This is a genomic window from Brevibacterium sp. Lmc1 (assembly GCF_057654315.1).
The window spans coordinates 3,879,394-3,903,106 of the sequence record NZ_CM172803.1 but is presented as its reverse complement, the minus strand read 5'-3'; the positions used below and the strand labels follow the sequence as shown (position 1 = coordinate 3,903,106).

20 protein-coding genes are annotated in these 23,713 nt (G+C 65.5%); 10 read left to right on the top strand and 10 right to left on the bottom strand.

Features of this window, described 5'->3' with window-relative positions; all coding sequences use genetic code 11:
- The first annotated feature begins 3 nt into the window (after nt 1-3).
- The 3 genes from AC239G_RS17500 (at nt 4) to AC239G_RS17490 (ending at nt 3,032) form a co-directional block, all read left to right on the top strand.
- Nucleotides 4-1,365: a hypothetical protein gene (locus tag AC239G_RS17500; protein WP_434592143.1), complete on the top strand. Its 1,362-nt coding sequence runs from the start codon at nt 4-6 to the stop codon at nt 1,363-1,365.
- A 351-nt stretch (nt 1,366-1,716) separates the two neighbouring features.
- Nucleotides 1,717-2,760, top strand: coding sequence for a fatty acid desaturase family protein (locus tag AC239G_RS17495; RefSeq protein WP_139469024.1), 1,044 nt, complete (start codon nt 1,717-1,719; stop codon nt 2,758-2,760).
- Between the two features lie 56 nt (nt 2,761-2,816).
- Nucleotides 2,817-3,032 carry a ferredoxin gene (locus AC239G_RS17490; RefSeq protein ID WP_167854476.1) on the top strand — a complete coding sequence of 72 codons (216 nt, stop codon included), beginning with the start codon at nt 2,817-2,819 and terminating at the stop codon, nt 3,030-3,032.
- Here the strand turns inward: AC239G_RS17490 and AC239G_RS17485 are convergent, their stop codons facing one another.
- The 4 genes from AC239G_RS17485 to AC239G_RS17470 form a co-directional block, all read right to left on the bottom strand.
- Complete coding sequence (locus tag AC239G_RS17485) at nt 3,033-4,001, bottom strand: NAD-dependent epimerase/dehydratase family protein (protein WP_434592138.1); 969 nt, start codon at nt 3,999-4,001, stop codon at nt 3,033-3,035.
- A gap of 62 nt (nt 4,002-4,063) precedes the next feature.
- Nucleotides 4,064-6,838, bottom strand: a complete 2,775-nt coding sequence (locus tag AC239G_RS17480; protein WP_487489407.1) for an alpha/beta fold hydrolase — start codon at nt 6,836-6,838, stop codon at nt 4,064-4,066.
- 7 nt (nt 6,839-6,845) lie between these two features.
- Complete coding sequence (locus tag AC239G_RS17475) at nt 6,846-7,874, bottom strand: 3-oxoacyl-ACP synthase III (RefSeq protein ID WP_487489406.1); 1,029 nt, start codon at nt 7,872-7,874, stop codon at nt 6,846-6,848.
- 122 nt (nt 7,875-7,996) lie between these two features.
- Nucleotides 7,997-9,019, bottom strand: a complete 1,023-nt coding sequence (locus AC239G_RS17470; protein ID WP_482400911.1) for a hypothetical protein — start codon at nt 9,017-9,019, stop codon at nt 7,997-7,999.
- A 379-nt stretch (nt 9,020-9,398) separates the two neighbouring features.
- Here AC239G_RS17470 and AC239G_RS17465 point away from each other — a divergent pair, with 379 nt between their 5' ends.
- Nucleotides 9,399-10,202, top strand: a complete 804-nt coding sequence (locus AC239G_RS17465) for a 3-oxoacyl-ACP reductase (protein ID WP_180987753.1) — start codon at nt 9,399-9,401, stop codon at nt 10,200-10,202.
- A 102-nt stretch (nt 10,203-10,304) separates the two neighbouring features.
- Here the strand turns inward: AC239G_RS17465 and AC239G_RS17460 are convergent, their stop codons facing one another.
- The 3 genes from AC239G_RS17460 to AC239G_RS17450 all read right to left on the bottom strand — a co-directional run bounded on the left by AC239G_RS17460 (nt 10,305) and on the right by AC239G_RS17450 (nt 13,098).
- Nucleotides 10,305-10,874, bottom strand: a complete 570-nt coding sequence (locus AC239G_RS17460; protein ID WP_482400910.1) for a dienelactone hydrolase family protein — start codon at nt 10,872-10,874, stop codon at nt 10,305-10,307.
- A 14-nt stretch (nt 10,875-10,888) separates the two neighbouring features.
- Nucleotides 10,889-12,472, bottom strand: a complete 1,584-nt coding sequence (locus AC239G_RS17455) for an FMN-binding glutamate synthase family protein (RefSeq protein ID WP_487489405.1) — start codon at nt 12,470-12,472, stop codon at nt 10,889-10,891.
- A 146-nt stretch (nt 12,473-12,618) separates the two neighbouring features.
- Nucleotides 12,619-13,098: a TM2 domain-containing protein gene (locus AC239G_RS17450; protein ID WP_487489404.1), complete on the bottom strand. Its 480-nt coding sequence runs from the start codon at nt 13,096-13,098 to the stop codon at nt 12,619-12,621.
- 169 nt (nt 13,099-13,267) lie between these two features.
- Between AC239G_RS17450 and AC239G_RS17445 the strand changes: the two genes are divergently transcribed.
- Complete coding sequence (locus AC239G_RS17445) at nt 13,268-14,617, top strand: MFS transporter (RefSeq protein ID WP_487489403.1); 1,350 nt, start codon at nt 13,268-13,270, stop codon at nt 14,615-14,617.
- Between the two features lie 107 nt (nt 14,618-14,724).
- The gene (locus tag AC239G_RS17440) at nt 14,725-15,609 is read left to right on the top strand and encodes an enoyl-CoA hydratase-related protein (RefSeq protein WP_487489402.1); all 885 of its coding nucleotides are present in this window, start codon (nt 14,725-14,727) and stop codon (nt 15,607-15,609) included.
- Nucleotide 15,610: 1 nt separating this feature from the next.
- Here the strand turns inward: AC239G_RS17440 and AC239G_RS17435 are convergent, their stop codons facing one another.
- Nucleotides 15,611-16,312 (bottom strand): NUDIX hydrolase, encoded by a 702-nt coding sequence (locus AC239G_RS17435; protein WP_487489401.1) that lies wholly within the window; start codon nt 16,310-16,312, stop codon nt 15,611-15,613.
- 189 nt (nt 16,313-16,501) lie between these two features.
- Here AC239G_RS17435 and cls point away from each other — a divergent pair, with 189 nt between their 5' ends.
- Complete coding sequence (gene cls / locus AC239G_RS17430) at nt 16,502-17,998, top strand: cardiolipin synthase (RefSeq protein WP_487489400.1); 1,497 nt, start codon at nt 16,502-16,504, stop codon at nt 17,996-17,998.
- Between the two features lie 124 nt (nt 17,999-18,122).
- On the opposite strand, the gene AC239G_RS17425 is transcribed toward cls, so the two are convergent.
- On the bottom strand, nt 18,123-18,563 hold the full coding sequence (locus AC239G_RS17425; RefSeq protein WP_172171956.1) for a hypothetical protein: 441 nt from the start codon (nt 18,561-18,563) through the stop codon (nt 18,123-18,125).
- A 258-nt stretch (nt 18,564-18,821) separates the two neighbouring features.
- Entirely contained in the window at nt 18,822-19,856 is a 1,035-nt protein-coding gene (locus AC239G_RS17420; protein WP_487489399.1) for an agmatine deiminase family protein, read from the bottom strand.
- A gap of 200 nt (nt 19,857-20,056) precedes the next feature.
- On the opposite strand from AC239G_RS17420, the gene AC239G_RS17415 reads away from it, so the two are divergent.
- From AC239G_RS17415 to AC239G_RS17405, 3 genes are all read left to right on the top strand, one after another.
- A complete protein-coding gene (locus AC239G_RS17415; protein WP_172171953.1) occupies nt 20,057-21,226 on the top strand; it encodes a CaiB/BaiF CoA transferase family protein in 1,170 nt (389 codons plus the stop codon).
- A 260-nt stretch (nt 21,227-21,486) separates the two neighbouring features.
- Nucleotides 21,487-22,230, top strand: coding sequence for a DUF5819 family protein (locus tag AC239G_RS17410; RefSeq protein WP_229664072.1), 744 nt, complete (start codon nt 21,487-21,489; stop codon nt 22,228-22,230).
- On the top strand, nt 22,220-23,572 hold the full coding sequence (locus tag AC239G_RS17405) for an HTTM domain-containing protein (protein ID WP_367647504.1): 1,353 nt from the start codon (nt 22,220-22,222) through the stop codon (nt 23,570-23,572). The genes AC239G_RS17410 and AC239G_RS17405 overlap by 11 nt, the downstream gene beginning before the upstream one ends.
- The last annotated feature ends 141 nt before the right edge of the window (nt 23,573-23,713 follow it).

Genomic DNA, 23,713 nt, shown 5'->3' with positions numbered 1-23,713 from the left:
GATATGAGATTCCTGGTTGCACTGATCCTCGGCCTCGCCGTCATGTTCGGTCTGAACGCCATCTTCGACTTCTTCGCGATGGCGCGACCGTGGGGTTCGATCCTCATGGGCGTCATCGTCGGGCTGACAATGCTCGTCGTCCTGCTCATCTGGGAGGCCGTGCGCCCGACCCAGCCGAAGGGCGAATCGGCGAAGGCAAAGGCGAAGGCGCAGAAGAGCGAAGACGAGCGGGCGAAGGCCCGTGCCGAACGACGTGCCCGACTCGCCGCCGAGGCGGGAGTGAGCCTCGAAGGCATCGACGGTGCCCTGCCGGGGTCGACCGCCCAATCGTCGGAGGCGGCCTCGTCCGATGGGTCAGCCGAGGAGGCTTCCACCGAGGGGGCTTCCGCCGAGGGTGCATCGGCTCAGTCGACACCCACCGAGGCGATTCCGACTGCGAGCGAGTCCGCTGGCAGTGCGACAGCTGAAGGCTCGGACGCGGCTGGGGCCGCGGCGACGACCGAGGGCGAGGAGTCTGCTGAGACCAGCGCCGCTGCCGACGGTGCGGCGACCGTTGCGCCGAACGAGGCGACGACCGCCGGGTCGAAAGCGTCTGAGGCCGACGCGGCCGAGCACGCAGATGAGCAGAACAGCGAGACGGAATCGTCGCTGGAATCTGACGGAACCGAAAGCGGCGAGGCCCCGCAAGAAGAGGGACGACCCACGGATTCTGCGAAGCCCACAGTGGTGGTGAAGCCCGCACAGTCGGCAGCACCCGTCACTTCCGCGCAGCCATCAGCCTCCGCGCCGTCCGGCGGCTCCGAAGCCGCCAACGCCAGCGCCGCAGACACCGAAGCGGGAAGCACCCGCGTCGGTGACACCGAAACCGCCGGCACAGCCGCTGTCGAGGATGAACCGGCTCGGCCCGCTGAAAAGCCTGCCGCGCAGTCAGGGGATTCGTCCGAACTGCCCCCGCCTCCGCCGATGCCGCCGTCGTTCCCCTCTCTACCCACCAGCGCCCCGCAGGCCGGTGCAACCGATGCGAAGAACGACGACATGTCCGCGGCTCCGTCGCTGAATAAGGACGATGTCAGTGACAGCGGGTCCGCCTCGGCGTCCGACCCCGAACTCGAAGGACCCGCCGAAGACCCGGCGACGCTCGACCCCGAGGAATTCGACGAATCCGCCAGTGGCTCCTCGCTCGAGGCGCCGCCGACCGGTGAACCCGGAATGTCGGCCGACGCGCTCTCCGGCAAGATGCCGGACGAGGCCGAGGATTCGGCAGACTCGGCTGAAGAAGAGCCTGCCGATGAACAAGCTGAGGAAGCTGCGGCACCGGAACGCAGAGGTCCCTCAGCCGAGGAGAACAACCAGTACCGGCTCTGAAGCCCTCGCGCCGACGCGGGGTGAGTCTCGACGACATCGAAGTCGCCCTGCGGGCAGGGGAACCCAGTAAGTCAGCGGATGAGCTTGCTGAAGCTGACTCGCCGGGCACCGCTTCTGATGACGGGACGGAGAAAGCCGAGATCCCGTCGTTGTGTCGACGTTTGAGAGCGAAGAGTTCCGCGGGGAAATCTATGTGAGGCACGACCCCTGGCTGTGCGTGGTCTGTCTATGAGACTCGTCCATTGCTGTTTACGACCAGCGAACCTACGATGTTGAAAAGGGTTTAGAACGGCACTGGACAATGGCTCCAGCCTGTGAACCCGTCGACCATTCTCGGGCGGGGTGAAATCAATGGCGGTCGCCAAATACGTCGAGTCGTATCGGCAACTCAGCGAAACCATCCATGATGCCGGTCTGATGACTCGAAACCGAACCTTCTATATCAGTCGGATCGCTGCCTGGCTGGTGGTTTTGGCCGGTCTGCTCGCCGCCGTCATCGTCTTCGGGACCAGCTGGTTCCAACTGATCACCGCCGGTCTGATCGGGATGGTTATGGCACAGCTCGGTTTCCTCTCCCACGAAGCGGCGCATCGTGAGATCTTCGCCTCCAGGGCATGGAACGAGTGGACATCGCGCATCATCGCGGGATTGTTCATGGGGCTGAGCTTCAGCTGGTGGATGGCCAAACACAACACGCATCACGCCTATCCGAATCAGGAGGGTGTCGACCCCGACATCGACTCCAGTCTCATTGCAATGACCCCCAACGCCGCGGGCCGTCGCAGAGGGATAGGAGCCTTTCTCTCCAGTCACCAGGGCGCGTTCTTCGTCCCCCTGCTGTTCTTGGAGGGAGCGAACCTTCATTACGCATCGCTGAAGACCCTGTTCTCGGCTCCGAATGTGCCTCACCGCATCACCGAGATCGTGCTGATCGCGGTCCGGCATGGAGGCTATCTCTCGCTTCTCTTCGTTGTGCTGCCATTCGGCATGGCGTGCGCGTTCTTCGGTGTGCAGGTCGGCTTCTTCGGGATCCTTCTCGGTGGGGCCTTCGCCCTCAACCACATCGGGATGCCCACCGTCGAGAAGGGAATCCACATCGACTTCCTGCGCAGGCAGGTGGTCATGTCCAGGAATATCAAGGACGGGCCGGTGGCACGATTCTTCCTCGGCGGTCTGCAGTTCCAGATCGAACATCACCTGTTCCCGGCCGCGCCGCGCACCAGCCTCCCGAAGATGCAGACGATCGTCCGCGAGCGCTGCGCCCGCTACGACATCCCGTACACGGAGAGGACACTGACCGAGGCAGCGGCCACGGTTGTCGCCTATCTCAGCCAGGTCGGCGTGAGAGGACAGGATCCCTACACCTGTCCGCTCGTGCGACGATACCGAGGGTGACGTCCATGCCTGATCCTCAAACCGATGTGCCGCATCCACCACTCAGGAGCGAACCGATGAAGATCACACTGCATTCGAGCATGTGCGTTGCGTCCGGCAATTGCGGATTCGTCGCGCCCGAAGTCTTTTCGAACCCAGATGAGAATGAGGGATTTGCGAAGCTCAACGACACGTCACCTCCCGAATCGCAGCGGGAGGCCGTCCGGGCAGCAGAGTACCTGTGCCCGTCGAAGGCGATCCAGCTCGACGAGCATCAGATCCCTCCGCGCTGATCAGGGCCGGTAGTGCTGTGCCAACTTCTCCAGCCCCTCTTCGATGCTGACTCGGGGAGCCCAACCGAGGACTTCCTGCGTCCGCCGCTGATCGAACCAATGCGCGGTCGACAGCTGTTCGGCGAGGAACCTCGTCAACGGCGGTTCGTCGTCATGCTCTCCGAACTCCCACACCTTTTCGACCACAGACCCTGCTGCCAGCGCCGGTGCCACCGGAATGCGCAGCTTCGGCTCCGCCGCACCGCCGGCGATCGCGATGCGTGACATCAGCTCACCGATCGGCCGAGGCTGACCGTTCGTCACCACCAGTGCCTCACCATGGGTGGAATCGACCGCGGTCACCGCAGCGGCGATCGCCTCCACCGCATTGTCGACGAACAGGGTGTCGACCAGCGCCGCTCCCGAACCGAGCACCGGCATCCGTCCCGATCGGGCACGGTCGATGACCCGTTCAGTGAGCTGGGTATCACCCGGACCCCACATGAGGTGCGGACGCAGGACGAGCACCCGGAAGTCGGACGAGTCCGCGCCCAGAGCAATCCGCTCACCGGCGCCCTTCGTCCGCGCATACTCGCCGCGCGCAGACTCCGGAGACGCCGGTTCGGCACCGTCGCCGATGATCGACTCACCGGTATGCGCCACTGAAGGAGATGAGATATGGACCAGACGCTGCACGCCGGCGGCCCGCGCCGCATCGACGAGTGTGCAGGTCCCGCCGATGTTCACGGCCTCGAAATCCTTGGGATCACCCATCATGGACACCTTCGCGGCCAAATGAACGACCGCCTCGGCGCCGGTGACGGCCTGATCGACGGCGGCCGCATCGGTCACCGAACCGATGACATCGACGGCACCGTCGACCCCTGAGGGGCGACGCTGCAGAGTGGTGACCTCGTGACCGGCGTTGACGAGCGCACGCGCGACGGACGAACCGAGCAGCCCGGAGGCTCCGGTGACGGTGATTCTCACTTCAGCTCCTCGTGAACGGGGACGACGCAGATTCGGGGGTGGCGCAGATATCGGCGATGCCTCTAGAAGCTTCCCCGCACCGGCCCACCAGCCAGGACGCTGTCGGCCCAGGCGGCGAGGCGGGAGCGGTCGATCTTCGAATTGTGGCGGATGTCGGTGGGGAACTCGGGTGCCACGAGCACCGCGGTCAGATCATGACCGACCGCCTCGGCGACCTTCTCCCGCAGGCGCGCCGTCAGGTCCAAGGGCGCCAGACCGGGAGACAGCGAGGTGCCCTCAGCATCGAGCACGGCCACAAGGGCCTGGGTGCCGACGGGACCGATGCCGACGACCGAGCTGCGGCTGACTTGCGCATCGGCGTCGATGAGCGCTTCAAGGCCTCCGGGCCCGACCGGCCCGCGCGGAGTCGTGACGACATGCTGCAGACGTCCCTCGAGCCACACACGACCGTTCTCATCGATGTGGCCGATGTCGTTCGTGCGGTGCCAGGCCAGACCGTGCAGATCATCACGCGCCGAATCCGCAGTGGTGCGCCACAGATTGTCGTAGCCGGACTTGATATGGGCGGCACTGACGACGAATTCGCCGAGGCGGCCCTGCGCGGCCGCACCTTGGAGCAGCTCATCGGCCGAACGTCCCGACTCATCGATGGGGGCCAGAGCGAGTTCGACGCCGTCGATCGGCTGCCCCACGCAGACCCCGAGGCTACCGGTGGCATCGGCGGCGGCCACGCCGTCACGGTCGATGTCGGTAAGCAGGAGCCCCTCGGTCATGCCATAGGGGGAGTGGATGGACGCGTTCGGGAACACCTCGGCGATGGCATCCATGAGCTCCAGCGGCACGGGCGCACCCGCCGAGAGCACGAGTTCGACCCCGGCGCACGCTTCCCGCTGCTGCTTGTCGAGCTCGCCGGCGGTCGCGGCGACATTCGTGTATGCGGCCGGGGAGGCGAAGACCATGGTGGCCCGTCCGGCGATGATCGCATCGGCGATCGCTGTGGCCGTGAGCGTCTTCGGTTTCGTCACCGACATGTCCGGAGTCACCGAGGTGGCCCCGATGGCCGGTCCCAACAGGGCGAACGGTGGGAATCCAGCCACCAGCCCGGTGCCTTCGGTGACGTTGAAGGTCCTGGTCAGCACGGCCGCCAGCGCGGAGATGTCCGCATGCGTATAGCGCACGCCCTTCGCCGGTCCCGTCGACCCGGAGGTGAAGAGGATCGCCGCATCGGCATCCGGTTCCGGGGTCGGCAGCTCGGCCCGGTGCGGGGTGCGGGAGAGCTCGGTCAGGCTCGTCTCCGCCTTGAACATCCGCGAGCGCACAGGTCCGAGCGGACGCACGGAGATGCGTCGTCCCGGCCAGCCGAAGGCGCGGGCCAGAGCGAGTCCGGGCAGTTCGCCGATGATCCACTGCGGATCGGCCGAGGTGATCGCCCTGGTCATTCCCTTCGGGCCGAGTCCGGCATCGGCGACGACGGCGACCGCACCGATCTTCAGGCACGCATAGAGGGCGGCGGTGAGATTGTTGCCCGGAGGCACAAGCATGGACACCCGGTCCCCGGGCTTCACGCCGAGGTCGAGCAGTCCGTTCGCGATCGACGTGGTGACGTGCCACAGGTGGCGCCAGGTGATCTGCTGCGCCGGATTCTGCGCGAAGTCGACCGAGGCGATCGCCTCGTCGTCACGGCGGGCATCGAGGATCGCCGTCACCGCGCGGAAATCAGCCTCGGACGCTGAGCCGGCGGCGGCAGGGATCGATCCCGTCGCCGAGGCGGCCGTGCCCTTCCGCTCGGACGATCCCTTCGCGGGGGCCGCCTCGGTGGGGGTGTTCGCGGTGGTGGGCGCATCGAACTGGGCGCTCAACCAGTCGAGGACGAGACCGGGCACGTCGTGGTCTTCGCTGACGAGGTGGGAGGCCGTTTCGAATCGGTGCACATCGGCCTGCGGCAGGCGCTCGCGCAGGTCGCGCAGATAGCGTTCGAGGAACACCGGATCCTTCGGGCCCCAGACGAGCAGGGCCGGCTTGTCGAAGGCAGCGATGTCCTGGCCGATGCGCTGGAGTTCGGGATCGGAGGCATGAGTGCCATCGACGGGGATATCGGCGACGAAGTTGCCGATCGCCCACCGGTCCTCTGCCCTCCGGTACGGGGCGTGGAAGGCGTTCTTGATCTCGGCATCGAGGTCACCCAAAGCGAGGGTGACGCGCAGGAAACCGTCGGTGAGAACGGTGGCCGCAGGCAGCATGGGCCCGGCCAGGGTCGCGCGCAGCGGTGCGGGCACCGGGGCGTCCTCGGGCTGGTGGACGGCCGTGTTGAGGCTGATCGCCGCGGACACCAGTTCGGTGTTCCTGGCGGCCCAGCCGAGGGAGAGGACTCCGCCCCAGTCGTGACCGATCGTCACGATCGGGTGGGTGGCGGATCCGGTGGCGGCCACCTCGGCGAACAGGTTTGAGACGACCGCGTCGAAATCAGCGATGCGATCGGCGATGCGACGGACTTCTGCGGATTTCGGGGCCGGCATCGAGGAGTGGGCGAGCCGTTCGGAGAAGCCCATCTCGAGCTGGTCGGGGGCGATGAGCCGCCAGGCGCGGCCGCCGGGCTGTGCGTCATCGATGGTGGCCTGCGCCAGCCTGCGCCACAGATACGACCAGGTCGGGTTGCCGTGGAGGGCGACGATCGTGCCCGTCGGCTCCACCCCGGCAGCGGTCAGGGCCGGCAGCGTGTCGAGCACATGGAACGCGTGCGTCCCGTCGGAGGTTTCCGCCTCGACGATTCGGGACCAGGCGGGGTCCCACTCGGGCAGCTGCGGGGGAGTCGTGGCCGGCCGTGCAGGAAATCTCATGAAGTCTCTACCACTCGATCTCGGTCATGGCGGTGTTGAGTCCGGAGCCGACGCCCATGCACAGGATGCGGTCGCCGGGTTTGAGGTTCTCGGCCTCACGGGACAGGGTGATGGGCAGGGAGGCGGGGCCGACGTTGCCCAGCTCCGGATAGCTCACGGGAATCCGGTCGGGGTCGAGGTTCGCGGCCTTCGTGATCGAATTCGTGTGCACATCGGAGACCTGGTGCATGACGTAGCGGTCCATCTCCCGCCAGTTCCAACCGGTCTCGTGGGCTTCCTCCCACGCGGCGACGACGAGTTCCATGCCGCCGGAGAGCAACCCCTTCGTGTCGGTGAACATTCCGTTGTGGTCACCGACGCACAGCTCGTGATGCTGGGTGGCCGCACGGGTGATGCCGCCGAGGATGCGGTGGCCCTCCGGATGTTTGTCGGCAGGGCCGAGGACGGCGGCGGCAGCGCCGGAACCCAGGGTCAGGGACGCGAATTCGTTGAGGTATTCCTCGCGGGTGATGTCCGGACGGTTGAGGCGACGCAGCGTCGCCTCCTGAACACGGGAGGCGTCTTCGCCGGCGACGATGAGGGCGTATTCGATCTGCCCGGCGTCGATCATGTTCGCGGCCAGGGTCATTCCGTTGACGAATCCGAGGCAGGCGTTGGCGATGTCGAAGTTCATCGCCTGGGGGCCGAGTCCGATGCCGGCGTGGACGCCGACGGCCACGGACGGTTCCAGGTGTTCGCGGGTCACGGAGGTGTTGACCATCAGTCCGATGGCGTCGGGAGGGACCCCCGCCTCGGCGAGGGCCTTCTTTCCGGCCGTGATCGCACCATCGGCGAACTGGTGGGGCTCATCCCAGTTGCGGCGGGCGTACACACCGGCGACTCGTTGGAGCAGACCCTGCGGCAGGTTGAGGGATGACAGCGTATCGGCGAGGCGGTCGTCGAATTCCTGCGAGGTCACTTCGTTCGGGGCCAGGGTCTCGGTCAGGCCGAGCAGGGCCACGTTCGAGTGCCGAAATGTTGCATTGCCATTCGCCAATTGAAGTACTCATCCCTTTTCGGGTCGTTCGTCGGTGTCGATATCGGCCGCAGAGGCGCGCGTGACGCGTCACGACGGGGGAATTCCGGACCTATCTTACCGCCCGGTTTCTGAGATGTTCATCAGCGTGTGAACCAGGTGAAGCCGTCATAGAGCAATCCTGTGGCGGCGAGCACAGCGATGACGGCGAGAACGAGCGAGGTCACAGTGTGCGAGACCTTCGACGTCTGGAAGCGCACGGCACGCGAATACGACATAGGACGATCGGTGACGTTGTGGCCGAACTGGGCGAAGATCCGCCAATCCATGACGTCGACGAGCGACTTAGCGGCGAGGGTGAAGACGATGATGCAGCCGATGCCCATGAACAGCAGGAACACGAAGCCGAAGAAGCCGAAGTCCTTGAAGAACGTCACCACCCGGTCGCCGATGGCCACGGCGAAGGCGGAGAAGCCGTCGCCGAAGGGCAGGGCGTCGAACGAGTCGGTGATCGTGGACAGGCTGATGTTGTCGCGCACCGTCTGCACGGACCCGATGTACATGAAGATCGACGCGGCCAGGGCGACGAGCAGGTTGATGATCGAGATCGTCGCATTGTCCGGCCAGAAGTCCAGGTGCTTGATCGTGTAGGTCGCCGACAGCGCCACGCAGATGATCGCGCCCGTCAGCGCGCCGATGGTGGCCGGCAGCAGCAGGTTGTTGAAGAACACGAAGGCGACGACGGCGATGAGTGCGGCACCGAGGATGTAGGTGAACACTGCGACGGTGTCGCCGTTGGCCGCGGTGGCAGCCCGTCGGTTGGCCTCGATCATCTGGCCGGAGTGCTGGACGTTGGCGGCGAGTTCGTTCTTCGTCGCTCGCGGCAGATCGGCGTCGTCGTAGCCCTGTGCGTTGTAGCCCTGCGCGTTGCTGGGAAGAACGCGAGTCTCGTCCTCGCTGCTCCACGGGCGACCGGACTGGTCGTAGCCGGGCTGGCCGTAGGGGTTCTGACCGTACTGAGTCTGTGGGTAGCCGCCCTGAGCACCGCCTCCACTGGCGGGGTTCCTGGGCTGCCATCGTCCGAGCTTCGCTCCGATGAAGTAGATGACGAAGACGACGAGAGCCGCGAGGACTCCGATGGAGATGCCGGCGCCGAGCTCGTTCATAAGGGTGACTTCCTGGGGATGGACAATGGTGGTCTTCTTTTCAGTCTATGGACTCATGCCGCTGAGAGCACGTTCCGTGGCCCATGTGCGCGCGGTTCGCAGCGATTTGCTGGTCGATCCACGGTGTTCTGGACGTCGAAAACGATCTGGATCGACCAGGAAATCGTTCCGGCGGTCCGCTCCTGCCCGAGTTGGGTGCGGACACGGCCACCGCGCGATTGTTGGGTCGATCCACGGTGTTCTGGGCCGCGATATCACCGTGGATCGACCCAACATCTGTCGCGCTGCAGACCGTCTCGCGGCGCTCGGCTTCGGTGCTGGCGGTTCCTGGGTATGGTGGGGTCAGGATCCGCCCACCGACGTCCGAAGGAGACACGCGATGAGCAACCCACAGGCATTCACCTCCGAGGCCCTGCCACTCGATGAGCAGGTCGTGCTCGTCACCGGGTCCGGTCGCGGCCTGGGCGCTGCGATCGCGAAGGCCTTCGCGCCCGAGGGTGCGGCCCTGGTCATCAACTACCGGTACTCGGCCGAGACCGCAGAAGAACTCGCCGAGGCGGTCCGCGCTCGCGGTGGACGTGCGGTGGCCATCGAAGCCGATGTCACCGATTCCCGCGCCGTCGACGCCATGTTCGAAACCGCGGCCGCCGAGTTCGGTTCTCCCGTATCCACTGTGGTCAACAATGCTCTCGCAGATTTCTCGTTCAACGGCGATGAACGCCAACCGGCCGACGAGATCGATTATTCGGATTTCGCCGATCAGTTCCGCGGTTCGGTCGAAGGTGCGGTCAACACGATCCAGGCCGCGATGCACGGTTTCCGCGAGCTCGGTTCCGGCCGCGTCATCAACATCGGCACCAACCTGTTCCAGGACCCGGTCGTGCCGTACCACGACTATACGGCAGGCAAGGCGGCGCTGCTGTCGCTGACCAGGACGTTCGCGAAGGATCTCGGCCCGGCCGGGGTGCGGGTGAACATGGTCTCCGGCGGACTGCTGCGCACCACCGATGCGTCCTCGGCGACACCCGAAGAGGTCTTCGACCAGATCGCCGCCGCCAGTGCGCTGCGACGGGTGACGACTCCGGAGGACTTCGCCTCGGCGGTGGTGTTCTTCGCCTCTCCCGCCTCGCGTGCGGTGACCGGCCAGAACCTCATCGTCGACAACGGCCTCGTCATGGGGTGAGGCGGCCGACTGTGACATGGGCGGGCCGCGCCCGCCAGCGTGGACGAGGCTGGACAACCGATGGTCTGCGTGCAAGGGCGTCCCGGAGCCGGGAAGTGGACTTCAGAAACGGTCGAGGAAAGCCAAAGCCCGTTCGTAGAGCAGTTCTGCGCTGTCTTCGCGGTAGTCCGGGGTGGTCGGGTCGCTGAACAGGTGGGTGCTGCCCGGGTAGAGGAAGTACTCCGCCTGCGCACCCGCCTTCGTCGCAGACTCCATGAGCGTCTCAATCGTTCCCGGGCTACGCCAGGAGTCATCGACGGCGAAATGAGCCTGCACCGGAACTCCGGCCTGCCAGCGCGTCGGCTTCGGGAAGCCGCCGCCGTGGAAGAGCAGGACGCCGCGGGCGCGCGGATCGTTCTTGCCCATCTGCTGAGCGAGGGCGGCCCCCAGCGAGAATCCGCCGAAGACGAGATCGTCGCCGAGGTCCTCGCAGGCGTCCTTCACCCGATCGACGAGGGTCGAGAACCCGAGCTCCTGGGAGTGGGCGACTCCCGATTCTGCGTCGTCGAAGGTCCTGCCCGCATAGACGTCGGGAGTGTGCACGGCACATCCGGCCAGGGCGAAGCGTTCGGCGATGGCATCCATCCCGGACGTCCGCCCCAGAGCCGAATGGAGAAGGACAAGAGTGGTCATAGGAATCCTCTCACTCAGCGGCTGTGTCCGCGGGGGATGGTGAAGGTGTCCGCGCGGGCCGTGGCCCAGTCGTCTGCCCACTCCGAGGGGGTGTCATCAAGGAGTTCGCCGGGCTTCAGCCAGTCGTAGAGGCGAGCATAGGACCAGGATTCGGAGGCCGAGACATTGCGTCGCAGCATCGTCGGCTCCAGCTCGTCCGGTGCGGCCGCACCCATCGATGCCATGAGGCGGACCGCCTCGGCGACGACTCCGTCGTGGTAGTTGCGCACACGTTCGGCCTTGGTGGGAACGTCGATGGCGCGCGCTCGCCGCGGATCCTGTGTGGCGACGCCTACGGGGCATTTGCCCGTGTGGCAGGCCTGGGCCTGGATGCAGCCGACGGCCATCATCATCGCGCGGGCGGAGTTCGTGAAGTCCGCACCCTGGATGAGGCGTTTGACGATATCGGTGCCAGTGGCGATCTTGCCCGAGGCGCCGACCTTGATCTTCTTCCGCAGGCCCGCGCCGACGAGCGCGTTGTGGACGATCATCAGCCCCTGAGTCAGAGGCAGACCGACATTGTCCTCGAACTCCAACGGTGCAGCACCGGTGCCGCCTTCGGAGCCGTCGACGATGATGAAGTCCGGCAGGATCTGGGTCTCCACCATGGCCTTGACGATCGAGAGGAACTCCGTGCGCGAGCCGATGCACAGTTTGAATCCGGCGGGTTTGCCGCCGGAGAGCTCACGCATCTGCCGGATGAACTCGAGCAGCTCGATCGGAGTCGAGAACACCGTGTGTCCGGGAGGGCTGATGCAGGTCTGGCCGACGGGGATGCCGCGGATCTCGGAGATCTCCTCGGTGACCTTCGGCCCGGGCAGCACGCCGCCGATGCCCGGCTTCGCACCCTGGGAGAGCTTGAGCGAGACCATCTTCACCTGCGGGTCCTGCGCTTTCTCGGCGAAGATCTCGGGGGAGAATTCTCCTTCGGGGGTGCGGGCGCCGAAGTATCCGGTGCCGAGCTCCCAGATGAGGTCGCCGCCGTGCTCACGGTGATACGGCGAGATCGATCCCTCACCGGTGTCGTGGGCGAATCCGCCCAGCGCCGCACCCTTGTTCAGGGCCCGGATGGCGTTGTTGCTCAGCGAGCCGAAGCTCATCGCCGAGACGTTGAGCAACGAGATGTCGTAGGGCTGAGTGCACTCGTCACCGCCGATGCGCACGCGTGGTGGCCTGGGCGGATTGGGGATCGGCATGTTCGAGTGCATGAGCGCCTCGTAGCCGGCGCGGTCGACATCGTGCTCGGTGCCGAACGCGTGTTCCGAGTGGGTGCCTTTGGCTCGTTCGTAGATGGTGGTGCGGGTGTCGCGATTGAACGGGCGTCCGTCCCAGTTTCGTTCGATGAAGTACTGCTGGATCTCCGGCCGGATCGACTCCAGCAGGAATCGGGCGTGCCCGGCGATCGGATAGTTGCGCAGGATCGAATGCTTCTTCTGCGTGAGATCCCATGCTGCCAGCGCGCCGAGTCCGAGCGCCGAGGCGGCCGCCGCCGCTCCGGCGATCTGCTTGCCTGCCGATTCGCCGGTGACCATCCGGACAATGGGGAATTGCCGTTTCATTGTGCCTCCTTGGACTGTCCTGATCTCGAGCCTAGACCGAGAACGTGCAGTTTTCAGGAAAGGCAGACCTGAGGCAGTCGTGAACTGTCGGCGAACCGTCTCAGAACAGGCTGCCGAGGCGCATCAGAACAGGCGGCGGAAACGTCTCAGAAGAGGCTGCCGAGCAGCGTCGTCACGAGCTCGTCGACCTGCATCGAATAGGCGACGATGAGAGTGAACCCGGTGGCGATCCACGCGATCTCCCTGTCCTGCGCGTAACCGCGCAGCGGCTCCCGCCGATAGCGCAGACCGCCGGCGAGGACGATGCCGAGATCGATGAGCCACCAGATCCCCAATCCGCCGAGGCTGAGCAGTTTGAGTGCGCCCGTGAGGTATCGGCCGGTGTAGAACCGATCAAGACCGAGGACCCCGAAGAGCATCGACAGCAGCCAGGTGATGACGAAGGAGCGGTTGCCGGGCACGTCCGCGGGCTGGCTTTCGGAAGGCGCAAGCGATTCCAGGGACGAGGTGGGGACGCCGGGGGAGGGCGCGGCTGGGTTCTGTGGAGCAAAGGGTGAGTCAGAGGGTGCGGCAGAGCGGTTCGCGGGGTCTGCGCTGAGTGCGGGAATCTCGCTGGTCGCCGTCATCGCTGGCACGTCCATTCACTGCTCGTCGAACTTCTGGTCTTCAGCCTAGAAGTCGCAGGGCCGCCTCCGCGATGGGGTTATCCTCCGCATCCCCGCGGTGTCCGGACTCACACGGTCCGGGACCCGGAATCGTTTGAGCCGCGAATGCCGGAGGCATAGCGTAGGGCTCATGAGCACAGGTGAGCCGAGTCCGACGAGCACTCGGCGTACCGTAGCCGCGGTCTTCCTCGCGGGAGTCTCCGTCTTCCTCGTCCTCTACGAGACCCAGGGCCTGCTGCCGGCGATCCGCGACGCCTACGGAATCGACGGTCCGACGGCGAGCCTGACCGTGTCCGCGACGAACGTGGCCATGGCCTGTTTCCTCATTCCCTTCTCCATGCTCGCCCCGCGGATCGGCCACGCCCGCCAGATCGGTGCTGGGGTGATCGTCGCGGCGATCCTCGCGCTCGTCCTTCCCTTCACTCCGACCCCGGAGCTGCTCATCGTCGTCCGGTTCCTCCAGGGACTGGCGATCGCCTCGGTGCCGGCCACGGCCATGGCCTATCTGTCGCTTCGTCTGCCGCCGGCCGCGCTGCCCGGGGCGATCGGGGTCTACATCGCCGGCAACACGATCGGCGGGCTCTGCTCGAGGTTGCTCACCGGGCTGGCGTCGGAATTCCTCGGCTGGCACGGTGGGCTTGCGTTCACCGCGGTCGTGTCGCTGATCTTCGGGCTCATCGTCGTCTGGCTGCTGCGCCACGATCTCTTCTCCACCGCCCGCAGCCGGGCTGTCCTCGACACGGACGACTCCATTCCGTCCGACACGAATCCCACCCTCACCGAGGCGGCCGACCCTGACGCTGTCACCGCAGGTGACGGCGCCACCGATGGGTCCGTCGACGGCGATGCCGACTCTTCCGGCGACGCCGCCGACGACGGTGGGGCTGGGAACGCGCAGCCGCCTCGGCGAGCGATTCCGCTGCGCGGAGGTCTGTGGAGGATCTACCTCACCGGGTTCCTGTGCATGATCATCTTCGGCGGATCATTCACGATGCTCGGCACCCGCCTCCAGCAGGATCCGTGGCACCTGAGCGAGGGCGCAGTCGCGCTGTTCTTCCTCATCTACCTCGTCGGCACCGTCGTCACCACGTATTACGGCCGCTTGGCCACGAAGTACTCACGCACTCGGATCACCCTGGCGGGAATGGTCATCGCGCTCGCCGGTGCGGGGCTGACTCTGGTCGATTCGCTCGTGGTGATCATCATCGGCATGTCGCTGCTCACCGCCGGATTCTTCCTTGGGCATACGGGTGCCTCCGCGGCGGCCAGCGCCGCCCGGCCGGGAGTCGACTCGACCCGTTCTGCGGCCATCTACCTCACCGTCTACTACCTGGGCACGAGCCTCGGCGCCTGGCTCTCGGCGGTCCTCTTCGCCGACTTCGCTTGGCCGGGAGTCGTCGCCATGTGCGCGAGCTCCCTCATAGTGGTCTTCGTCTTGACCCTGACCGGTGCTCCGCTAGGCTTCAGGAAACGCAGCTGATCGCTCGTTCAGTGTCGCCGGCGTCGGTGGCCTATCGCCTGCGGCTGCGTCATGTTCCGCTTGTGCCGGTGGTTTGCGCACCGGCATCGTCGTCGAAAGGCCCATTCATGTCCGAGACCACCAACTCGACCGTCGTCTACGCGATCACCGACGGCGTCGCCCACGTCGAGATCGACCGTGCCGAGAAGCTCAATTCGCTCACTCGCGAGGTCTTCGAAGACCTCGTCGAGGCGGGGCTGGCACTTAAAGGTTCGAGCGAAGTCAAGGCCGTGGTCCTGTCCGGTCGCGGTCGTGCCTTCAGCGCCGGTCTCGACTTCACCGAGATGGCCCGGATCGCCGAGGCGGGAGCCGCGACCCGCTCATCCGCCGAGGAAGCGGCCGAGCAGGCCGCCGGTGCCGGTGAATCGGGTGCGGCGGGCTCCGTGGCCACCGCCGTCAATATCGGCGAGCGACTCGGTTCGGCCCGGGCCCTGGCGCAGAAAGCCGTGCACGTATGGTCGCTCGTCGAGGTTCCGGTCATCGCGGCGGTACGCGGGGCGGCGCTCGGCGGCGGACTGCAGATCGCCCTCGGCGCGGACATGCGTGTGGCCGGACCAGATGCGAAGCTCTCACTCATGGAACTCAATTGGGGGATCATCCCCGATATGTGCGGCACCCAGCTGCTGCCGCGACTCGTGGGACCGGCTCAGGCGAAGAAGCTCATCGTCACCGCCGACACGATCGGTGCCGAAGAAGCCCTGCGCATCGGCCTCGTCGAAGAGATCGCCGAGGACCCTCTGGCTCGTGCTCTCGAACTGGCACGGCAGATCGCGGGCCAGTCACGGTCGGCGCTGGTGTGGGCGAAGCGGCTCGTTGACCTGTCCTATGACTCCGACCTCACCACCGGGCTCGACGCCGAACAGGAAGCACTCGCCGCGCTGTTGGGCACCGACGAGCAGAAACAGGTCGTCGCCACTCGCCTGGCCGCGATGAAGGCACGCGCCAAGGGCTGAGTCAGGACCCGCGGTTGGAGGGGAACTCCGGGCGGACTGGATCGATGATCCTCTCGGCGGTGATCGCCTCGGCGACGGTGGAGAACTCCGCGAGCTCACGCAGCAGCACGAACGTCGGACGCATGAGCTTCAGCCGTCCGGCTCCCTCGTCTGCGAGGATCCCGGTCACCGAGCGCCACTCGCTCGTGTGCGCCTCCGTCGTCTGATGCTGGGCGGCGGCGAGCTCGGGAGCCGCGATCGTATAGAAGTACGTATCGAAGCGTTTGGGCCGACCCAAGGGAGTCACCCAGTTCGCCCACGGCTTGAGCCCAGCCGGGTCGAGGACCGCGCCCGTCTCCTCCTCGACTTCGCGCACAGCGGTGGCGAGCAGGACGCGCCAACCCTCGGCATCCTCGGCGATGGTCGAATCGGACCATGCGGAGGTGTGCACCTGCGGATCGGGGATGGCGATGGTCGGTGCGATCGTCGCATCGACAGGGTCGACGCGACCGCCGGGGAAGACCACGACGCCGGCGGCGAAATCCATCGTCGACACCCGGTGCTGGACGAACACCTCGACACCCTCTTCTCCGTCGCGGAGCATGAGCACGCTGACGGCGGGCCTGATCGGGACCGCCTCGGCGTCGGCGATATCGGGACCGCGGCTCGCGCTGTCGGCGGTATCCGAACGGTCGGAGCCTTCGGGGTTGATGTCTCGAATCACGTTCAGCACCTTCGCTCTCAGCAATTGATGTCTGCTTCCAGTATGCCCGGGCTCGGGCAGAGGGCCGACGGCGGGGTGGGGCGAGTGCGCGCGGGGCGGGCAGGATACGATGGATGGCAATCTGACATCCTCCATCTGAGGCCGATAACCCAACCGGTGACGAACAGGGCGGGGCTGAACGGGCACTATATGAGCAGTTTCGGGATCTATCCGTTCTTCAACATCAATCAGGCTTGGCCGAACTGGCTGATCGTCATCCTGCTGTTGGTCGACATGATCATCCGCATCATCGCGCTCGGGTGGATTCCGCACAATCGCAGGCCGTCGGTCGCGCTGGGCTGGCTGCTTGCGATCTTCCTCATCCCTTATGTGGGCATTGCGGCGTTCCTGCTGCTGGGATCGTCGAAGCTGCCGAAGCGGCGGCGGGACAAACAGTCGAAGATGAATGACCTCTTCCGCGATCAGATCCGCCACCAGGCGATCGTCGGACGCCAGGACCATATGCCCGAACCGCTGAGCACTGCAGCGCAGCTCAACTTCGATCTCGGTGCCCTGCCGATGACCCACGGCAACTCCTTCGACCTCCACGTCGACAACCACGCCTGCATGGAGGCGATGGCCGATGCCGTCGACCGAGCACAGCGGTTCGTCCACTTCGAGTTCTACATCGTCGCCATCGATGACACGACGAGGCGGCTGCTCGATTCGCTGCTGGCCGCGCACCGGCGCGGTGTGAGTGTGCGGGTCCTCATCGACCATGTGGGATCGCTGGGCTACCCGGGCTACTCGGAACTGGTGAAGAAGCTCGACGGTTCGGGCATCAGCTGGCGCCGTGCCCTGCCGATCCGCCCCTGGAGGGGCGAATACCAGCGGCCCGACCTGCGCAATCACCGCAAGATCCTCGTCGTCGACGGGGAGGTCGCGTTCACCGGTTCGCAGAACATCATCGACCGCACATACAACAAGGCCCGCAACCGCAGGAAGGGCTTCCAGTGGAAGGACCTGTCGGTGGAATGTCGTGGGCCGGTCGTCGAAGAGCTCGATGCCGTGTTCATCACCGACTGGTATTCGGAGACCGACGAGATCCTCGACGAACCCGACAGCTTCGAGCTCGAGGCCCCCGAATTCGGCGGCGTCCAGGCGCAGATCGTGCCGTCGGGTCCCGGCTTCGAGGACGAGAACAATCTGCGCCTGTTCAACCACCTCATCTACAACGCGAATCGTCGCGTCGTCGTCTGCTCACCGTATTTCGTGCCCGACGAGTCCCTGCTGCACGCGCTGACGACCGAGGCCAGATCGGGAGTCGATGTGCGTCTGTACGTCGGTGAGACGAGCGACCACTGGCTGACCCACAAGGCGCAGCAGTCGTACTATGACGAGTTGGTGCGCGCCGGGGTGCGGATCTTCATGTACCACGCTCCGACGGTGCTGCACTCGAAGTTCCTCATGATCGACGACGAGGTCTCGATCATCGGCTCGTCGAATATGGACGAGAGGTCCTTCGCGATGAACCTCGAGGTCACGCTCTTCATCGTCAACAAGGAATTCACGCAGCGCATGTACGACCTCGAGGCCGAACGCTATGCACCGAATTCGGTCGAGCTCAATGCCGAGGAATGGCAGGCGCGGCCGCTGCTGAAGAAGTATCTGGAGAACGTGGCCCGCCTGACGAGCTCGCTGCTGTAGGCGCCGGCCCACCAGCGGCGGATTCTGCGAACAGCCCAGAAAAAGGTGAACAGCCCTGTTTCAAACATGGGCTGTTCACCTTTTCCTGGGCTGTTGCCGACTGACTCAGCCAGTCTGCCGTTGCTCAGTCGTCGTCGGCGACTCCGGCCGGTCCTTCGTCGTCGAGGTGACGCTCCGGATCGGTGATCGAATCCTGGGCCTTCGGCGACGGTTTGTGCTTAGCCGTGGTGTTCGACTTCGCTGCTTCCTGCGCGGCGGTGGTGCTCTTCGCGGTCGTGTCTGCCTTCGCACCAGTCGAGTCCTCGTCGCCGTCGAATTCGGAGACGGGAGTGTTCGTGGCAGCGGCGGCGTTGACCTTGTCGGCCGCGGTCTGAACGGCATCGGCGACTGCCGGCGACTTCTCGCGGATAGACTGGTTGGCCTTCTCGACGGTGTCCTGGACGCGCGGGTCGGTCCACAGATCCTGAGCCTGGGCCTTCAGCCGTTCGTAGCTCTGGCGACCGGTGCGTGATCCCAGAATGAATCCGACTCCGAGACCGGCCAGGAGAATCAATCTCTTCTTCATGGTCTTGCTCCTCTTCGCAACTCGACGTCACCGTATTCGGCTCTGCTGTGCGACACAGGTCCGGGCAACGATGTGGCAGCGCACGGGCACTGTGCCCTCAAGATCCAGCTTATACCGAGTCGTGCTCGTACGGGTATGGATTCACCCGCGCCGTCATCGCAGATTCTCGACGATCCCGGGTTCGGCACGCGGGATCCCGGCTCGGCACGCGTGGCCCGGGGGTTGGAAGCCGGGACCTGCAGCAGGTTCCGGCTCGACTCAGCCGAGGCTCGGCTGCTGCTGGGTGATGCAGTGGATTCCGCCGCCGCGGGCGAAGAGTTCGCGTGCATCGACCCCGACGACCTTCCGCCCCGGGTAGACGCGCTCGAGCACGGCTGCCGCCTCGGCGTCCATCGGATTGTCGAAGGTGCAGGCGATGACCCCGCCGTTGGTGACGAGGTGATTGACATACGAATAGTCGACCCACCCTTCTTCGTCGCGCAGCACCTCGGGCGCCGGGATCGGCACCACCTCGAAGGGCGTGCCGTCGGCGGTGGTCTCGGCCGCGAACTGCTCCTTGAGTGCGCGACTGAATTCGAAGTCCGGATGTTCGGGATTGCGCTGATCGTGGACGAGGACGACGCCGGGGCTGGGCATCGCGGCGACGATGTCGACGTGTCCACGGGTGCCGAAGGTCTGATTGTCCCGGTGGAGTCCGCGGTCGAGCCAGATGACCTTCTTGGCCCCGATCGTGCGCGCGAATTCGGCTTCCACATCGGCTTCGGTGAGTCCCGGATTGCGGCCGGGATCGAGCTGGACGCTGCGCGTCGCAAGCACCGTTCCCTGACCGTCGACGTGGAATCCGCCGCCTTCGTTGCGCAGATCCGAGGACACCACGGGAGTCCCGGCGAGGCCCGCGACGAATTCTCCGATGTGCTCATCGTGATCCCAGCTCGCCCATTCCTGCGCGCCCCAACCGTTGAACACCCAGTCCACCGCGTGCAGCGCACCCGCCTCGTCGACGACGAAGCTCGGTCCGATATCGCGCATCCACGCATCATCGAGTTCGGCGTTGACGATCGTGATCTCGTGGTTGATCCCCTCGCCGAGGTGGCGCTTGGCATGATCGGTCTGTGCACTGGTCACCACGACCGTGACAGGGGTGAATTCGCTGGTGGCGCGGGCAACGGCGGCCCACGTGGCGCGTGCCGCCTCGGCCTCGGCTTCCGTGTCGCCGAGCGCGTAGCCGGAGGACGGGAACGCCATCCAGACTCGGTCCTGGGCGGCGGTCTCCGCCGGCATGTGCAACGTCATCGTTCGTCCCTTCGCTGGTGGACTGTCGCTGAGCCGAGTGTAGCCAGAATCTCGCCGAGGCGGTCGACGGATTTCGTTGCCGCCCGCCCGGCTCTCGGCTCGTTTCCGCGGACGCTCACCCCACAGGCCAGGGCGGCCATGTCGATTCCGTATAGTCAGGCGAAGAACAGGCAAGTAGAACGTGCCAAAGGAGGCATCAAGTGTCAGCAGCAGACGCAGCATTCGGACGGCAGGGGACGGGGCCTCTGGCCGGAACCATCGTGGCCGATTTCTCCCGAGTCCTCGCCGGCCCCTACGCGACGATGATGCTTGCGGATCTGGGTGCCACGGTCATCAAGGTGGAGGGACGAACCGGGGACGATACACGTCACTGGGCGCCGCCTCGGCGAGGGGATGATGCGACGTATTTCCTCACGGCGAACCGGAACAAGCACTCCGTCGTCCTCGATTTCAAGGACTCCGACGACCTCTCCTTCGCCCAGCAGCTCGCTGCTCGCGCGGATGTGCTCGTGGAGAACTTCAAGGCCGGGGGACTGGCGAAGTACGGCCTCGACTATGAGTCGGTCAGCGCGGTCAATCCGGGCATCGTCTACGCCTCGGTGACGGGTTTCGGTCGCGACAATCCTCAGCCGGGCTACGATCTGCTCATCCAGGGTCTGTCCGGATTCATGTCGGTCACCGGCTCCGAAGAGTCGGGCCCGGTCAAGGCGGGTGTCGCTGTCGTCGACGTGATCACGGGACTGCATACGGCGGTCGGCATCCTCGGCGCGCTCAACCACCGCAAGGACACCGGGACCGGTCAGCTGGTCGAGACGAATCTGCTGTCCTCGGCGCTGTCCGGGCTGGCGAACCAGACCTCGGCATATGTGGCCGGCGGCGTGACTCCGCAGGCGATGGGCAATAAGCACCCGAGCCTCTACCCGTACCAGCCGATGCCCACGGCGGAGGGCCAGATCATCATCGCGTGCGGCAACGACAAGCAGTTCGCCCGGCTCGCCGAGGTGCTCGGCCACCCCGAATGGGCGACCGATGAACGGTTCGCGAACTTCGCCGACCGCAACGTCAACCGCGATGACCTCGAGCCCGAGCTCATCGCCGCGTTGAGCGAGAAGACGAACCAGGAATGGTTCGACATCCTCACCGAGGCGGGGCTGCCCTGCGCGCCGATCAACTCGATCGCCCAAGGTGTGGACCTGGCATCGTCGCTGGGACTCGAGCCCGTCGCCGAGGCGGGTCAGGGCGATCGCGTCATCCCCACCGTCCGCAACCCGATCCGGTTGTCCGAGACCCCGCCGAGCTACGAACTGGCTCCGCCGACGCTCGGCGATTCCACGGAAGCGGTCAAGGCGTGGCTGAGGGCGGCCGAATAGACCTCGGGCGTGCGCCGCGAATCGGCAAGTCATCGTGAGGAAGTCATCTTGCGCCTGATGACCGCGAATGATTCTGCCGCTGCCCGGGCGGGCAGTGCCACAGCTGAAGTACCCTATTGACTGTGCGTTGTCACCGAGAGATCTGCCAAGCGACCGATGAGGCGCGGGACCTGCGGTGACGGCAGTCGTATTCCCAAGAGAATTCCGGAACCGAGATGGACAATGAGTCGACCGAGGTCACACCTCGGAGACGTTCGGCGGTGAAACGGACCCTGATGGTCATCGCGATGGCGATCACAGGGTTCCATATCTTCGCCAGCTTCCTGTGGATCGCCCCTGCCTCGACGGCGAGGGAGGTGATTCCCGGTGACCTGCTCTCCAAATACATGATCCCGCTGTGGGGACAGTCGTGGAGCGTGTTCGCCCCCGAGCCGATCAACGGCGACTACTACTTCGATGTGCGCGCGGTGATCAAGACCGACAGCGGCGAAGAGATCACTCAATGGGTGCGGGCCACCGATGTCGAACTCGACCACTCGACATACAAGCTGTTCCCGCCGCGGTCGGCGGGGCTGGGCATCGGAGTGGCCTCGGACATCAAAGGTTCGTGGGAAGATCTGCCCGACGATCAGAAGGCGATCGTCAAACTCGACTACTTCAAGGGCGACGATTCCGTCGACCGGCTGGAGACGAAGCTGGGGGAATACGACGACCCGGAGAACGCGATTCCCGCGTACCTGGAGAGCGAACATCTGGCCACCGCGTATGCGACGCAGGTGGCGAAGGCCATCTGGGGCGACGACGTCCAGCGCGTCCAATACCAGGCCGCCCGTCAGAACGTCGTGCCTTTCGCCGAACGCAACGACAAAGACGCGAAGCGTCCGAACATCCAACCCGTCCCCGTGGGATGGCGCGCACTCGTCGTCGAAGACCATCAGTCCCAAGAGGAATTCACGAAGTACTTCTGTGCCTCGGACGAAGTGAGGTGCGTCGGTGAACAGTGATGACACGACCCGCACAGGCGGGGACGACCACGATGCAGAGGTCACTGACCAGCGCACCGGCACGGCCGCCTCGGCGCAGGGCCGGGTGAAGGACTCCGCGGGCCACGCGAACGCCGGCACCGCCTCGGCGCGGAAACCGGAGAAGGACCACGGTTCGGACTCCGCCGGCCGCGGAAACGATGGGACCGCCTCGGCGAGTGATTCGGCTCCTGAATTCGGGTTGGTCCCGGTGACGACCCTCGTGCGGACGAAGCTCGCGCAGGGGTGGAACTGGCTCGAGGAGATGCTCACCGGCCGGTACCACGCGACATACGGGCTGGCGGTGACACGGATCCTCATCGGATTCGCCGGTCTCGGCCTCATCCTCACGAACTTCAGCGCTCGGCATTACACCTTCGGTGTGGGATCGGCCTGGAACGGGGAGATCGCCGAACCCAAGAGCGATTTCCCGACCATCTGGCTCTTCTCCCTCTTTCACCGAGCGGTGACGACGCCGCCGCTGTTCACGGCGATGATGATCGGGCTCGCGCTGCTGGCGATCGTCATCATCCTCGGGTGGCGCACAAGGATCGTCCTGCCGATCTACCTCGTGCTGTGGGTGAGCTTCATCGAGCTCAACGACGGGGCAGGGGATCAGGGCGACAACGCCTACCGGATGTTCATGATCGCCATGCTCTTCGCCGATACGACCCGCAGATGGTCCCTCGACGCCAGGCGGCGCGCGCGGAACCCGGAGTTCCCGGACAACGACGGCGGGCAGTGGCGCTGGGCGCTCATCATGGCCAACAATCTCGCCATCGTCGTGCTCGCGTTCCAGGTGTGCGCAATCTACATGTCCGGCGGTCTGTACAAGGCCGGAGGCGAGGCCTGGCAGCACGGATTCGCCGTGTACAACCCGCTGCACACTCAGCAGTTCGGCACGTGGCCGGTGCTGTCGGACCTGATGACGGCGTGGGGGCCGATGGTCGTAGCGATCTCGTGGGGATCGATCCTCTTCCAGTGCGCCTTCCCATTCATGCTGTTCAACCGCTACACCCGCATCATCGCTCTACTGGGCATCCTGTCCTTCCACTTGGGCATCGCGCTGCTCATGGGCCTGCCGTGGTTCTCGCTGACGATGATCGCCGTCGACGCGATCTTCATCCGCGATCGTTCATTCGCGAAGGTCAGCGCCTACCTGCGGCACTGGTGGACCTCCTCGGCCCCGCGGGGTGCTGGTGGGGCTGGTGGCGGTTCCGCCGGTGGCCGCGGCGGTTCGGGTGCTCGCGGTGGTTCGGGTGCTGCCAAGGGCGGGTCTGCGAAGACTCGTACGCGGTCGTCCGCAGGCTCACGCGGCAAGTAACCGTCGCGCATAGCGCTCAGCAACCGGCAGATGCTGAAATGGGACACCCTGCTCTGAAATGCTCACCGAAGAAAGTGAGCGATCCAGAGCAGGGTGTCCCATTTCTGTGCTGTGCCGCGCTGCGGTCAGCGAAACAGCCCA

Excerpts from the sequence above, each read along its gene's own strand:
- AC239G_RS17500 (WP_434592143.1), top strand. The coding sequence starts at position 4 with ATGAGATTCCTGGTTGCACTGATCCTCGGCCTCGCCGTCATGTTCGGT.
- AC239G_RS17495 (WP_139469024.1), top strand. The coding sequence starts at position 1,717 with ATGGCGGTCGCCAAATACGTCGAGTCGTATCGGCAACTCAGCGAAACC.
- AC239G_RS17490 (WP_167854476.1), top strand. The coding sequence starts at position 2,817 with ATGAAGATCACACTGCATTCGAGCATGTGCGTTGCGTCCGGCAATTGC.
- AC239G_RS17480 (WP_487489407.1), bottom strand. The coding sequence starts at position 6,838 with ATGAGATTTCCTGCACGGCCGGCCACGACTCCCCCGCAGCTGCCCGAG.
- AC239G_RS17470 (WP_482400911.1), bottom strand. The coding sequence starts at position 9,019 with ATGAACGAGCTCGGCGCCGGCATCTCCATCGGAGTCCTCGCGGCTCTC.
- AC239G_RS17465 (WP_180987753.1), top strand. The coding sequence starts at position 9,399 with ATGAGCAACCCACAGGCATTCACCTCCGAGGCCCTGCCACTCGATGAG.
- AC239G_RS17460 (WP_482400910.1), bottom strand. The coding sequence starts at position 10,874 with ATGACCACTCTTGTCCTTCTCCATTCGGCTCTGGGGCGGACGTCCGGG.
- AC239G_RS17455 (WP_487489405.1), bottom strand. The coding sequence starts at position 12,472 with ATGAAACGGCAATTCCCCATTGTCCGGATGGTCACCGGCGAATCGGCA.
- AC239G_RS17450 (WP_487489404.1), bottom strand. The coding sequence starts at position 13,098 with ATGACGGCGACCAGCGAGATTCCCGCACTCAGCGCAGACCCCGCGAAC.
- AC239G_RS17445 (WP_487489403.1), top strand. The coding sequence starts at position 13,268 with ATGAGCACAGGTGAGCCGAGTCCGACGAGCACTCGGCGTACCGTAGCC.
- AC239G_RS17440 (WP_487489402.1), top strand. The coding sequence starts at position 14,725 with ATGTCCGAGACCACCAACTCGACCGTCGTCTACGCGATCACCGACGGC.
- cls (WP_487489400.1), top strand. The coding sequence starts at position 16,502 with ATGAGCAGTTTCGGGATCTATCCGTTCTTCAACATCAATCAGGCTTGG.
- AC239G_RS17425 (WP_172171956.1), bottom strand. The coding sequence starts at position 18,563 with ATGAAGAAGAGATTGATTCTCCTGGCCGGTCTCGGAGTCGGATTCATT.
- AC239G_RS17420 (WP_487489399.1), bottom strand. The coding sequence starts at position 19,856 with ATGACGTTGCACATGCCGGCGGAGACCGCCGCCCAGGACCGAGTCTGG.